We start from the raw sequence: 14623 nt of genomic DNA, 5'->3' as shown, positions 1-14623 counted from the left end.
AAAGTATTACTTAACTAATACTCCATCACATAGTGCTTTGAAAACCTGAGTATAAATGACATTCTTCTTTAGCCTATTCCAAATATTTTGCAAGGCCAAAAATACTTTTTATATCACCGAAAATTAATCCACAATAAAATAGAGTGTATTTACAGCCCCCGATAATATTGTCGCAATTTAAGATGTTTTCATTTTTAAATGAATAACCTAAAAAAACCCTGCATTTGCAGGGCTTGATCAGACTCACTATCAGGCATGTGAAGCAGCAAGGGTGCCGTTATTCACATTGACAGGTAACGCAGCGGTGGTGAGCGCTGCAGAAGGTGATGTGTTCATTGCGGCCATAGCGTGAACAAGTTGCCCGGCAGCATCGGATGCTCCAGTTGAGTTCACGATCGCAATACCGGTATTGTAATTTCCTTTCTGCCACATTTGATCCATTGAGGCTTCAAATGTTCCCTGAACGCCGTCAGTACGGAAAGCGCCCCACGGGTTGGTAAGAATAAAATCATTCGTTAAGTCATCAAAACCGATAATCGCAAAAGCATGCCCGCCAACAAGATTAGTTTGCCCGGTATCAGCATTTACGGAGCTATCCCAACTAGAAAGTTGCACAGGTTGACCGTTGAGTACCGCGGTTTTCAATAGATCAAAGTCCGTGGTGTTCCATTTTTCCTCAGTTGTATATACCGCTCTGAATGTTGTGTAGGTATCACCCGTAATTTCCCCCAGTTTGTCGTAGCCACCAGGCAAACTTGAGTAAGCATTCACTTCATTCAAATAAGTCGCTTCAAAATCAACGTTCGCCCGTTCGACAATCGCCGCCCAACTTGAGGTTGCTGAATTTGTGCCACTGCTATAGGCATTGCCATCTACTGTGACCCATTGAGGCACGCCTTTATTAAAGAAGCGCACACTGTAAGTATCATTCGGGTTCTGAACAATCATTGACTTAATGAAGTCTGGTGCCGTTTCCACTACCGCCTGAAGTGCGGACAGGAGCGAACAATCCCCAATGTAACCTTGAGTGATGTCGTTAATTGACGGGCCACCTTTAGCGAAAAGTGGGCGCCCATCAACATGATCAGATGAGGAAGATTTCGGGTCGTTTGCACCATCAAACCAGGTGGAAATTAGCTGGTTAAATTGCGTGGCTGACGAGCCCTCACTCAAGCTGCCAATTCGCTCCCCGTCACCGGTAGCACTCCAGTAAACAGATGCGCCATTGGTACCCATCAACCCGCTTAATAGCGAGTAAACTGCCGAGTCAGTGCCACAAACATTGCCAACTTGCTGCACATAATTTTTTATATCGTTGTACTGGCTTGCGCTAAGGTCACCGGTTAATTGAGAGGCTAAATCTTTAAGCACGGACTCAATCGTTGTAAAGCTAAACAAAGAAGAGTCGTTGGTCACTGCGTTATGCATGCTGGTTTTCAGTATCGGGTCATGCACACCGTCAACCAATGAGAAACCCGTATCCACAGATTTGTTAATTAACGCCTGTTGGCCTTGTGACAGAAGCCCCTGTTGCTCGATAGACAGCATTGGAGAAAGCGTTAACAACTGATCGGATGTGAACGACGACACCATATCAATCAAATCAGAGAAATTATTCAAAGCAAGGAAATGTCGATATTCCAGCCCAATAAATGCAACAGGAGTAAGGGTCTTAAGCTGTGACGGAGTGAGCGCACTCATTGCATCCAGACTCAGGTTATTGAGGAATGTCGCGGAAAAACCTGATAAATCATTGCCAAAGGCCTGCATTTGGGAGGCGGTAAAACCTTGAGTTGCGGCCGCTGAGATCCAACTAAGGTGCTGCAACGCCTGAATTTGCTCGGCACTTAATGAGGCAATTTGCTGCGCTGTTAGCCCTTGATATTCTGTTTTAGATAATGTCTCGATAGAGGTAACCGAGAGTTGAGAAATATCTAAATGCCCGAACTGATCGCTAGTCAGTGCATTCAGGTGCGGAGCAACTGCGACTTGTGCTGCCGTTAATGCAGCCAAATGGTCGTTATCCCAATGCTTAAAATTATCAGTCTGAATATGAGTAAACTGATCGGCAGTTATTCCTTTCATTGCCGCAGGACTTAAACTGTTAAACCAGTCAGAAGAGAAGAAGTAAAAATTATAGATAATTCCGCCAACCTGGTCCGCGGTTAATTGGGCACGACGTTCAGCGTCCAGCCCATTAAAGGCATCAAGGTACACCTGGCCCATCTGTTCAGGTTTTATTGCATGGAATGCTTCTGTCGTCAGGTTATTAAACCAGCCAGGGGAGAACCAGTAGAAATTCTGGGTGCAATTCTTTATCTGATCTGGCGTAAACCCGGAAGCTGCATCATCTGTCATCCATGCGGCATGGCTCATGGCGTTAATTTGATCGGCACTTAAGGTCGCAATTTGGTTAGCCGTAAGTCCTTTATATTCGGTATCACTAAATTTGCTGATGACTGACGTTTGCATTCTGGAAATATCTAAAAGGCCAAATTGTGCACTACTCAGCCCACCAAAGTTATTCATGCCGCCGATCTGTTCTGCGCTAAGGGAGTGCAAGTGCTCGTTATCCAGGGCCGCAAGCGTTGCGCTGGAAATCTGGCCTGCCTGAACAGGCGTCATCGCCTGCAATGTTTCAAGGCTCAGGTTATTTAACCAACCCGCCGAGAACCAGTTCATACCGATATTAATGTTTTGCACCTGTTCGGGGGTGAAAGCGCTCGCAGTGGCATCCGACATCCAGGATGGGTGGTACATCGCCTTAATTTGTGCAGGACTTAAAGAGGAAACCTGAAGTGCAGTTAACCCTTCATATTCCGTTTTGCTTAAACCGTTAATAGCTGATTCGGAAAGATGTGAGATATTTAACAGTCCAAACTGTTGGCTATTCAGCGCACTTAAGTGCGTTATTGCCGCAACCTGATCCGCACTTAAATGTGAAAGTACGCTGTCACTCAAAGCAGGCATTTGAGCTGCCGTAAATCCACTTACCGCTGCAACCGACAGCAAGTCTACGTGTTGCAGGGCATTAATTTGTTCCGCGCTTAATGCCGAGATCTGTTTTGCGCTAAGCCCTGCATATTCGGTCGAGGTTAAATTGGCAATAACAGAAACCGGTAACCCAGAAATATTTAATAAGCCAAACTGAGCGCTACTCAGCTCCTGTAAACTATTCATTGCCACAACTTGTTCGGCTGTGAGTTGCGCAAGCTTATTACCCAACGCCGCGGTTTGCACTGCGGTAAATTCGCTTATCACCCCTACAGGGAGCCAATCCACGTGTTTTATTGCCTGAATTTGTTCAGTGCTTAAACCCGTAATTTGATTCGCTGTCAGCCCGTCATATTCAGTTCTGCTTAAATTGCCGATGACCGATGTTGTCATTCCGGAAAGATCTAACAAGCCAAATTGCGCACTACTCAGCCCACCAAAGTTATTCATGCTGCCGATCTGTTCTGCGGTAAAAGCATGCAGGTGTTCGCTATCCAGAGCCGCAAGTGTGGTGGTGGAAATCTGACCAGCCTGAACAGGTGTCATCGCCTGCAATGTTTCAAGGCTCAGGTTATTTAACCAACCTGCCGAGAACCAATTCATACCGATATTAATGCTTCGCACCTGTTCTGCGGTGAAAGACCTGCCGGTGTCATCGGACATCCATGAGGTGTGGGCCATCGCATGGATTTGCTCAGAGCTTAAAGTCGCAATCTGCTCAGGGTTCAGCTTTTGGTAAACCGCCAGACTCATTGAGCCAATCGCAGATGTTGAAAGCCCTGAAAGATTGAGCACGGCAAACTGTTCGCCGCTTAATTTATCAAGCTGGATGGCTGTCAGTGCGGAGTATTCATTTTCCGTCAGGTTTTTAAGCGTCGATACGGAAAGCCCGGAAATATTGAGCAGCCCAAACTGTGCGCCACTCAGGGCATCAAGGTGTGAAATAGCACTCACCTGGTCTGCCGATAATGCCGAAAGATGAGAGTTATTCAGGCCGCAGAGGTTTTCAACGCTAATATTGGCAATTTGAGTCTTATCCAACGCACCAAAGTTCGCGGCAGTTATCTCATTAAGGTGCGCGGCGGTAATGGCCTGAAATGCCTGGGTATTAAGATTGTTGAGGAAGGCAGAAGAGAACCAATAATAGGTCGTACTCCAGCTTGCAACCTGGGTCGCCGTCAATGCAGCCGCATGTGCGCTATCGAGTTTAATCAGGTTTCCACTCGTAAGCTGGTTTAACTGGGTCGCGGTGATCGCTTGCAAAGCAGGAATACTCAGGCTATTTAGCCATTCTCCGGAGAACCAGTAAAAGTTCGCATGAATATTCGCGACCTGATCGGGCGTAAACGCTTCCAGATGAGCGGTGTCCAGGCCAATAAGTGTATCGCTGGTTAACTCATTCATCTGCTTTTGTGTCAGCCCGCGTAATGCTTCGGTACTGAGATGGTTAACCCATCCCGGCGTGAACCAATACATGCTGATATTGATACTCGCCACCATTTCAGCTGTAAAACCGGCCGCAGCGGCATCGGGCATCCATGAAGTATGATTCATGGAGTGAATTTGGTCGGGTGTCATCTTGCTGACAAAATCAGCGGTCAGTTTCTCGTAATCGGACTTGCTCCATGAGCCAATTGAATTAAGGTCGGGCATGGAGGGGATATTTTGTATGGAATCAGGCACAGCAGAACCTCTTACCGGAAAGAAGGATATTTATGAGATATAAAAAAACGACCCGCCCTATAAGTACCCAGGCAGGAAGTTAAGGATAAAAATTGCACATACCTTTTAAGTTATTGAAAGGAAAAGGTGTGTTCATATAAATACTATCAATCAACATCATGACCAGCAGCTTTTATTTTTGCTGGAATTTCCATCGCAATGTATTAAATAGTGATATTTTAAAATAAGGTGTTCGTTACTGGAACTTACGAAACTAAACAACTTTGTATTATTTAAGATCAATCACCATCCAGTAATGATTAAAAAGCTAAAAAATATCATATTTATTTATCAGTAAAGCTACAAACCAAACCCTGTAATGCAACATGCAGGCGGAAAAGATAAACGCGTAAATGTCTAATTTTGACTATTATTTAATGGCTATAGCACTTTGACAACATCCAGAGCCTGTGATATTTAATCGCCTCTCACCTCCCCCCTATTATTATGACTGGCTTGTTAATAAATATGACTTATTTACCGTCGGCGGTATCTCATGGATAGCGGCTTATTCTGTTTGCAGGTCATCGCTGCCTTTCATCAGGTCGCGGTAGATAAAATAAACCTCCAGCATAAATTTTCTGGCCATCTGGAAATATCCCCTGACGGGCTACCCATTTTTGGCAGACAGGCGATATTGCTGGCGGCACAGTCATTGGGTATGAAAACAAAAGTGGTGCGCCAGGACCCACGCCGCCTCGATAAAGCCGTATTGCCTGCGGTCGCACAGCATCGTGACGGGCGTTTTTTTATTCTGGGGAAATATGATCCGGGTAATAATAATGATAATCACATCGCCAGCCCCCGATTGCTTATTCAATATGAAAACAGCCCTCCAGAATTAATTTTCATTGATGAACTCCCTGAAATCTGGACCGGTGAAGTTATTTATTTCGCCAGCAAAGCCAATTTCTCAGGAACATTAGCTAAGTTCGATTTCACCTGGTTTATTCCGGCACTGATTAAATACCGGCGTATTTTAGGGGAAATCATGCTCATTTCCCTGGTGTTGCAGCTCATCGGTTTAGCCACCCCGCTTTTCTTTCAGGTGGTGATGGATAAAGTTTTAGTTAACCACGCCATGAAAACCCTGCATGTGGTCGCCATTGGTTTGGTGGCGGCCAATATATTTGAAGCTTTATTAAGCGGTATTCGAACTTGGGTATTCGCGCATACCAGCAGCAAGCTTGATGTCGAACTCGGTGCGCGCCTGTTCCGCCATATGCTCAACCTGCCGATTGCGTATTTCCAGAGCCGCCGGGTCGGGGATTCTGTCGCCCGCGTGCGCGAGCTGGAAAATATCCGTTCGTTTCTGACCGGCAATGCCATTACGGTCGTGCTCGATATTCTGTTCTCGTTCGTGTTCCTGGCGGTGATGTTCAGCTACAGCGTTAAACTGACGCTTATCGTTATTGCCTCTATTCCGCTTTATGTCTTTTTATCGGTGGTATTTACCCCGGTTCTGCGCCGTCGCCTGAATGAAAAATTCAATAAATCGGCGGAAAACCAGTCCTTCCTCGTTGAAACCATCAGCAATATCGACACGGTCAAAGCCATGGCGGTTGAACCTCGCTGGGTTAAAAACTGGGATGACCAACTGGCGGGTTATGTGACCTCTGGCCTTTCAGCCACCAATATTTCAACCATTGCCAATGGCGGTATCACATTGATAAGCAAGTTGGTTACCGCCGCTATCATGTGGGTGGGAGCAAGCCTTGTGATTGATAACCAACTGACCGTCGGCGCGTTAGTCGCTTTTAATATGCTGTCCGGGCAGGTGTCGCAGCCGATTTTGCGCCTTGCACAGTTATGGAATGATTTTCAGCAAGTCGGTATTTCGATGAGTCGCCTTGGGGATATTTTAAATACTCACCCTGAAGTTGCCGATCAGAAATCACGCCTGCCGAGATTGTCCGGCGTGATTGAATTTGACCAGGTTTCATTTCGCTATCGCCCGGACGCATCAGAAGTGCTGCGCCAGGTCAGTCTCGTGATTAACCCCGGCGAAGTGATTGGCATTGTCGGGCGCTCCGGTTCGGGGAAAAGCACACTGACTAAACTGGTGCAGCGGCTGTATATCCCTGACCGTGGCCGCGTGCTGCTGGACGGGCACGATCTCGCGGTGATTAACACCACATCGTTAAGGCACCAGATTGGCGTGGTGCAGCAAGAAAATAACCTGTTTAACCGCTCTATTCGCGCCAACATCGCGCTGACTAACCCGACGCTCTCCATTGAAACGGTGATTGAAGCGGCGAAACTTGCCGGTGCACATGAGTTTATTTGTGAGTTACCGGAAGGCTACGACACCATGGTCGGCGAGCACGGCACCGGTTTGTCCGGCGGGCAACGCCAGCGTATTGCGATAGCGCGCGCCTTAATCTCAAACCCGCGTATTTTGATTTTTGATGAGGCCACCAGCGCCCTGGATTACGAATCGGAAAAAATTATCCAGGACAATATGCGCCGCATCTGTGAAGGCAGAACGGTGCTGATTATCGCGCACCGCCTGTCTGCGGTGCGTGAAGCCAACCGAATCGTGGTGATGGAACGCGGGCAGATTGCTGAAGTCGGGCACCATGATGAGCTGGTTCAACAACCTGACGGGATCTATGCGCATTTATATGCCCTGCAACAAGGCACGGTAAAAGGAGCTGGCGTATGAGCCTGAAACTGCGTTTTGCTGCCTCGTGCGAACTCATGAAGCGCTATCGTTCGCATTTTTCCTGGTTCTGGAAACAGCGCCACGCTCTCACTCCGCCAACCCTGAAAGCCGACGAAGCGGAATTTCTACCGGCAGCGCTGGCATTACAGCTGGCCCCCGTTTCGCCAACCGCCCGCTGGACCGCGCGGTTGCTGATGGTGCTGATTGCTTTCCTGGTGCTGTGGTCGTTTTTTGGCAAAGTGGACATCATCGTGTCCGCAAGCGGGAAAATCATTCCCTCTGCTCATACCAAAACCATTGCCTCTGTGGAAACCGCACGCGTTGAACGCATTGATGTAAAAGACGGGCAAACCGTGCGGGCCGGGGAATCGCTACTGGTTCTTGATACGCAAATTATCGACCACGAAAAAATGCGCGCGAAAGTCGATCAGGATGCGGCGACCTTGCAGGTGGCGCGTTCGCGAGCGCTGCTGGACTCCATGACGGCGAATAAATTTACCGCGCTGAGCGATATCCAGAATATCCCGCCGGAAATGGTCAGCGATGCCCGCCAGCACCTCACCAGCCAGTGGCTGAGTGTTGAAAGTCGGCTACATGATTTAGACGGGGAAATAACCCGCTACAGCATGCAGCTCCCCATTGTTCGCGAGCGGGCGCAAAGCTACAAAGACCTGGCGCAAAACCATGATGTGTCGGTAACGTCGTGGCAGGAAAAAGAGCAGGACAAAATCGAACTGGAAGGCAAACTTGCTGATGCCCGCCACCAGCGTGAGTCGTTTATTGCCGAGACACGCAAGAAAACCGAAGATGAACTCAACGAAGGGTTACGCCAGCAGGCCGAATCGCACCAGGATGTGCAACGCGCCAGCGCCCATAAAACCCAACTCCAGCTCACCGCACCGGTTGACGGCACGGTCCAACAATTAGCGGTGCATACCGTGGGTGGCGTGGTCACGGCCGCACAACCGTTGATGGTCATCGTCCCGCAGCAAAACCAGGTCGAGATCGAAGCCATTGTTGAAAACAAAGACATTGGTTTTATTCATAAAGGCCAGCATGCCGCCGTGAAAATCGAGGCATTTGATTACACCAGGTACGGCATGATGCAGGGCGAAGTGACTTATGTTTCACGCGACGCAATGAATGCAGGCGCCAGCGGCGCGGGCGAAAGCGCACCGGCAAACCACGGTGAAGACGCACAGAAAGCGCAAAACTCGCAATACGCGATTCACATCAAACTGGCCAACAAAACAATGGTCATTGATGGCGAACCGTCAGCGCTCAGGCCTGGTATGAGTGCCTCAATTGAAATCAAAACCGGCAGCCGTCGGGTCATTGAATACTTCCTTTCCCCTCTGATTCAACACTCGCACGAGAGCCTGAATGAACGCTAAAAAGGTTTTAATCGCTCTTGGCCTGCTGGGTTTGGGGTTGCAGCCTGTCGCTTACGCGCAAGAGGAAACAGGTTTACTGGATGACCCGTTACTCGCGCACCCCATGCAATTGCAGGAGGGAGCGACACTGCCCGATGCCAGCCATATCAATTGCGCCATATCTGTAGACTTCACCCAGCCGCTAGCGCTGAGCGACGCGGTGGATACCGCGCTGTGCAACAACCCGCAAATCCGCGCCACCTGGGCGGAAATTAAAGTGCAGACGGGTGCCGTCGGTGAAGCCAGGGCCGCGTATCTGCCAACCATTACCGGCTCGGTTAGCCGCCTGAAAGACACCACTACTTATTCATCTGGCTCGCAGCAGCCCGCATCAAGCAGTATCGGCAACCAGTATTACGGGTCATTAAACTGGCGCTTATTTGATTTTGGCGGCCGGGCCGCAAACCGTGAAGCGGCTAACCAAATGCTGCTAGCCGCGATTGCCGGGCATGACGCGGCGTTGCAAAAAACCATGGTGTCGGTGATTCAGGCTTATTTTGAAACGATGACTAGCCAGGCCGTGTTGGAAGCACGTCTGCAAATTTCCCAGCTTGCCCAACAGACGCTAAGTGTTGCGAAACGCCGTGAGGAAAAGGGGGCAACCACGCAGGATGACACCTTGCAGGCCACCACTGCGCTGGCAAAAGCACAGCTTAATGCGATGCACAGCCGGGGGGATTTTCAAAAGAACCTGGCGTTGCTGAAACAGGCTATGGGTATCAATCTTGAGACACCCGTTAATTTACCGGCCCAACCGGAACGCGTTATTCCTTCGGATATCCACGACCTCAACCAGTGGTTGAAACAGGCGCAGACCCGCCACCCGGCAATTATGCAGGCGCGGGCAAAATGGCAGGCCGATAAAGACAAAATCACCCAGGTTCGTTCGGATGGTTTACCCACGCTCGATATGACGGCGCATATTTCGCGCAACGGTTTCCCGAACCAGGGGCTGTCTACCATCAACCAGACCGACAAAGATATTGGCCTGACGGTTTCTATTCCCTTGTTCGATGGCTTCAGCCGCCACTATAAAATTCTTGAAGCCCGGGCGCAGGCTGAGCAAAGCGAAGCCCAACTCGCCGACACCACCGCGCACATTCTTACTGACGTGGTAAAAGCCTGGGCCGATGCTAAAACGGCACTGGGCGTGCTGACCGTAAGCCAACAATTGCTCGACGCCGCACAAGCCAGCGTTAATTCGTCACGCCGCCGTTACGATAAAAATGTGGCCGATATCCTTGAAGTCCTGAATGCACAATCGGCACTGGCTGATGCACAACAGCAACGAATTCAGGCGATTGCAGACTGGCAATCCGCACGTTTAAGCCTGCTGGCCAACACCGGGATATTAGGCCAATTACCCGCAACCGTGGAATCGCATAACGCAGACGTACCCTGAATAATCGCACTATGCGAAATAGTTAGGGTATCGCTTGACCTTCCCCTTGATGGAAGGTTTAGGCTTACCTTACTCTCAAAAATAAGGAGTCTGAAAATGTCTCACGTTATCGATCTAAACCTTGATGGCCTCACCTGTGGTCATTGTGTTAAACGCGTTAAAGAAAGCCTTGAGCAGCGCCCTGACGTTGATACCGCTGAAGTGACGCAAACTCACGCCAGCGTAACCGGAACGGCCAGCGTTGATGAGTTAATCAACACCGTAAAACAAGCCGGGTACGAGGCGACTGCGGCCAGCCACCCAAAGTCTGATCCGCTGACAGAGTCATCAATCCCGTCGGAAGTGCTGACAGCGGACGCATTGAAGCTTCCGACAGCCACCGAAGATAACGACGATAGCCAACAGTTGTTGATCAACGGGATGAGCTGTGCCAGTTGTGTCACCCGGGTACAAAATGCATTGCAAAATGTCCCTGGTGTCAGCCTGGCGCGGGTAAACCTTGCCGAGCGCAGCGCCCTGATTATGGGCACTGCCTCCGCCGAATCTTTAGTTAAAGCAGTAGAAAGCGCCGGTTACGGTGCCGAAGCCATCGAAGACGATGTGAAACGCCGCGAACGCCAGCAAGAAACCGCCAACGCCGCCGTAAAACGCTTCCGCTGGCAGGCGATTCTGGCGCTGGCCGTCGGTATTCCGGTGATGGTTTGGGGAATGTTTGGCGACAACATGATGGTCACCGACGACAACCGCTCGTTATGGCTGACCATCGGTATTATCACGCTGGGCGTGATGGTGTTTGCCGGTGGGCATTTCTATCGCAGTGCCTGGCGCAGTTTGCTCAATAAAACGGCCACCATGGATACGCTGGTGGCGCTAGGCACGGGTGCCGCGTGGATTTACTCCATTACCGTCAATATCTGGCCGCAGCACTTCCCGATGGAAGCACGCCATCTTTATTACGAAGCCAGTGCGATGATTATCGGCCTGATAAACCTCGGGCACATGCTGGAACAACGCGCACGCCAGCGCTCGTCTAAAGCGCTGGAACGCCTGCTGGATTTAACCCCGCCCACCGCACGCGTGGTCACCGAAGAAGGTGAAAAAACACTACCACTGGCAGAAGTCACCGCAGGCATGATATTGCGCTTAACCACCGGTGACCGCGTGCCGGTCGATGGCGAAATTACCCTGGGCGAAGCCTGGTTTGATGAAGCGATGCTAACGGGCGAACCTGTACCGCAACAAAAATCCACCGACGAGCCGATTCATGCAGGCACCGTGGTGCAAGACGGCAGCGTATTATTCCGTGCTACCGCGACCGGCAACCACACTACACTTTCGCGCATTATTCGAATGGTGCGCCAGGCGCAAAGCAGTAAGCCTGAGATTGGCCAGCTTGCCGATAAAATCTCAGCCGTTTTTGTGCCAGTCGTGGTACTGATTGCTTTGCTTAGTGCAGCTATCTGGTACTTCTTCGGCCCGGCACCGCAAATCGTTTATACGCTGGTGATTGCGACCACGGTGCTGATTATCGCCTGTCCTTGTGCGCTGGGTCTGGCGACACCGATGTCGATTATTTCTGGTGTCGGTCGTGCTGCTGAGTTTGGTGTATTAGTCCGTGATGCCGATGCCCTACAGCGCGCCAGCACGCTCGATACTATCGTGTTCGATAAAACCGGTACGCTGACCGAAGGCAAGCCGCAGGTTGTGGCGGTGAGCACATACCATGACTGGTCCGAAACAGAAGCGTTAAGAATGGCAGCAGCGCTTGAACAAGGCTCAAGCCACCCTCTCGCGCGCGCGATCCTTGATAAAGCAGCAGGCTCAACGTTACCGCAGGTCAATGCCTTCCGCACCTTGCGTGGGCTGGGTGTCAGCGGTGAAGCCGAGGGGCATAAGTTATTGCTCGGCAACAAAGCGCTGCTTGATGAGCAAAACGTGGATACCGGCCCAATGGCCGCAGAAATTGAAGCGCAGGCAAGCCGTGGTGCAACACCGGTTCTGCTGGCAATCGACGGCAAACTGGTCGGTCTGTTCGCCATCCGTGACCCACTGCGTGCCGACAGTATTAGCGCACTGCAACGTTTGCACCGTAACGGCTACCGCCTGGTGATGCTGACCGGGGATAACCCAACCACCGCTAACGCGATTGCCAAAGAAGCAGGCATTGATGAAGTGATTGCGGGCGTGTTGCCAGATGGCAAAGCCGAAGCGATTAAAAAGCTGCAACAACAAGGCCGACAAGTGGCGATGGTCGGTGACGGCATCAACGATGCGCCAGCGTTAGCGCAGGCCGAAGTGGGAATTGCGATGGGTGGCGGCAGTGACGTTGCTATCGAAACGGCTGCCATCACGTTGATGCGCCATAGCCTGGTGGGTGTCGCGGATGCACTGGCCATTTCCAAAGCCACGCTCAGGAACATGAAACAAAACCTGGTGGGGGCGTTTATCTACAACTCTTTGGGGATCCCTGTTGCCGCCGGGATATTGTACCCGCTGACCGGAACACTGCTTAACCCGGTGGTGGCCGGTGCGGCAATGGCGCTGTCATCCATTACCGTGGTCAGTAACGCCAACCGTTTGTTGCGCTTTAAACCGAAGGACTGAGTGCCGGATCCTGATCCGACCGACGAGTAAAGCGTGACCTGTCTGCCCGGTGTGGCTCTACGAAATTTGCACCGGGTGACTCGCAGCGGTAGCATGACTTTTTAGCCAGGGAGTCTGCTAATGGGTCTGCTATCGCGAATTACCGCATTGTTTTCAAGCCTTTCTAACACCCAATATCCCTGGCCTGCTCTGGATATTGTTCTGCCCGGAGACTGCCACCTGCACCTCGTCGGCAGCATCCATATGGGCACACGCGATATGGCTCCGCTACCGGGCAAACTGATTGATAAGCTCAATAATGCCGATGCGCTGATTGTTGAAGCCGACATATCCGAAGGTGGCTCACCTTTCCCAAATAACACCGATGAACTCCCGCTGGAGCAACGCCTGTCTGGCGGCGACTGGGAACAGGTTGTGTCGCTCACTCAGGAGCTGGGCATCCCGCTGAGCCAGATTGATAACCAACCGGCCTGGCAAATTGCGCTGGTGCTGCAGGCTTACCAGGCGCAGAGGCTCGGCTTGCGGGCTGAATATGGGATAGATTTCCAGTTACTGGAGAAGGCTAAAACGCTGGCGATTCCGATCATCGAACTGGAAGGCGCTCAACATCAAGTCGAAATCCTCACTCGCCTGCCCGAAGGCGGAATGCCGCTATTAACCGATACGCTCACCCACTGGCACACCAACGCGCGTTTGCTGCAAACGATGATCAGTTGGTGGATGGATTCGCCACCGCGTACAAACGTTGCTCTGCCGAACACATTTGGCCACGATCTATACGATGTACTTATGCATCAACGTAACCTTCAGTGGCAGCATTTCCTGCAACAACTGCCTGCGGGGCGCTACGTTGTGGCGGTCGGAGCACTGCATTTATACGGCGAGGGGAACCTGCCAGGGCTATTGAAATATCCCACTAAATAATTCGAGTTACATCGAGGCGGCAAGTGAACGAAGCCCGATGAGCTTACTCAAGTAAGTGATTCGGGTGAGTGAGTGTAGCCAACAAAGAGGTAACTTGAAGTATGACGGGGGATAAAAAAACGGCCAATATCGCTATTGGCCCGTCAAAGAGGAATTTGTATATTGTTGTAGTTATTCTGGTCGAATTAACGACCAGATACGGAATTGTCGCTCAATGTAACGATTAACGCTATCACTATTAAGCGACATTATAATATTTGGAAAACATATCACGCTGCTTACTATTTTGTGCGCTTACCAGCCAAATGAACTAAGAAGGTCACATGACACCCGCCGTAAAACTGCTCGAAAAAAACCGAGTTCCCTTTCAGTTACATGCTTACGATCACGACCCAAGTGACACAAATTTTGGCGATGAGGTGGTTCGTAAACTGAGTCTGAACCCAGAACAGGTCTACAAAACGCTGCTCGTTGCCATCAACGGTGACATGAAACAATTAGCGGTCGCCGTCACCCCGGTTTCCGGGCAACTGGACTTAAAAAAAGTGGCCAAAGCGTTAGGGGCAAAAAAAGTGGATATGGCCGATCCGATGGTTGCCCAACGCATTACCGGTTATCTGGTCGGTGGCATTAGCCCGCTGGGGCAAAAGAAGCGCCTGCCAACGGTTATCGATGCCCCTGCACAGGAGTTTACCTCTATCTATGTTTCCGGCGGTAAACGCGGGCTGGATATCGAACTTGCCGCCGCAGATCTCGCAAAATTGCTGAATGCGACTTTTGCTGAAATTGCCCGCCGTGACTGATCGTTATTTCCTCCCAAAAGAGCAATCTCAGTCAGGATGGAAAAGAGAGTCGCTGGCAAAGTAAGCGTCTTGAGGG

The 14623-nt window shown here is 50.5% G+C and carries 7 protein-coding genes; 6 read left to right on the top strand and 1 reads right to left on the bottom strand.

Annotated elements, in window-relative coordinates:
- Positions 1–249: 249 nt before the first annotated feature.
- Positions 250–4677, bottom strand: coding sequence for a C2 family cysteine protease (locus M975_RS02235; RefSeq protein WP_157093317.1), 4428 nt, complete (start codon positions 4675–4677; stop codon positions 250–252).
- 535 nt (positions 4678–5212) lie between these two features.
- Here M975_RS02235 and M975_RS02230 point away from each other — a divergent pair.
- From M975_RS02230 to ybaK, 6 genes are all read left to right on the top strand, one after another.
- Complete coding sequence (locus M975_RS02230) at positions 5213–7381, top strand: type I secretion system permease/ATPase (RefSeq protein WP_064557080.1); 2169 nt, start codon at positions 5213–5215, stop codon at positions 7379–7381.
- The gene (locus tag M975_RS02225; RefSeq protein ID WP_064557079.1) at positions 7378–8775 is read left to right on the top strand and encodes an HlyD family type I secretion periplasmic adaptor subunit; all 1398 of its coding nucleotides are present in this window, start codon (positions 7378–7380) and stop codon (positions 8773–8775) included. Before M975_RS02230 ends, M975_RS02225 begins: the two co-directional genes overlap by 4 nt.
- The gene (locus M975_RS02220) at positions 8765–10216 is read left to right on the top strand and encodes a TolC family protein (RefSeq protein ID WP_209438116.1); all 1452 of its coding nucleotides are present in this window, start codon (positions 8765–8767) and stop codon (positions 10214–10216) included. The genes M975_RS02225 and M975_RS02220 overlap by 11 nt, the downstream gene beginning before the upstream one ends.
- A gap of 96 nt (positions 10217–10312) precedes the next feature.
- A complete protein-coding gene (gene copA, locus M975_RS02215) occupies positions 10313–12820 on the top strand; it encodes a copper-exporting P-type ATPase CopA (protein ID WP_064557078.1) in 2508 nt (835 codons plus the stop codon).
- 120 nt (positions 12821–12940) lie between these two features.
- Positions 12941–13744 carry a TraB/GumN family protein gene (locus M975_RS02210; RefSeq protein WP_064557077.1) on the top strand — a complete coding sequence of 268 codons (804 nt, stop codon included), beginning with the start codon at positions 12941–12943 and terminating at the stop codon, positions 13742–13744.
- A gap of 323 nt (positions 13745–14067) precedes the next feature.
- The gene (gene ybaK, locus M975_RS02205; protein WP_064557076.1) at positions 14068–14547 is read left to right on the top strand and encodes a Cys-tRNA(Pro)/Cys-tRNA(Cys) deacylase YbaK; all 480 of its coding nucleotides are present in this window, start codon (positions 14068–14070) and stop codon (positions 14545–14547) included.
- Positions 14548–14623 lie beyond the last annotated feature (76 nt).

The sequence above is a fragment of the Buttiauxella brennerae ATCC 51605 genome (genome assembly GCF_001654925.1).
Lineage (GTDB): Bacteria > Pseudomonadota > Gammaproteobacteria > Enterobacterales > Enterobacteriaceae > Buttiauxella > Buttiauxella brennerae.
The sequence above is the reverse complement of the archived record's forward strand: the minus strand, read 5'-3'. Positions and strand labels throughout refer to the sequence as shown.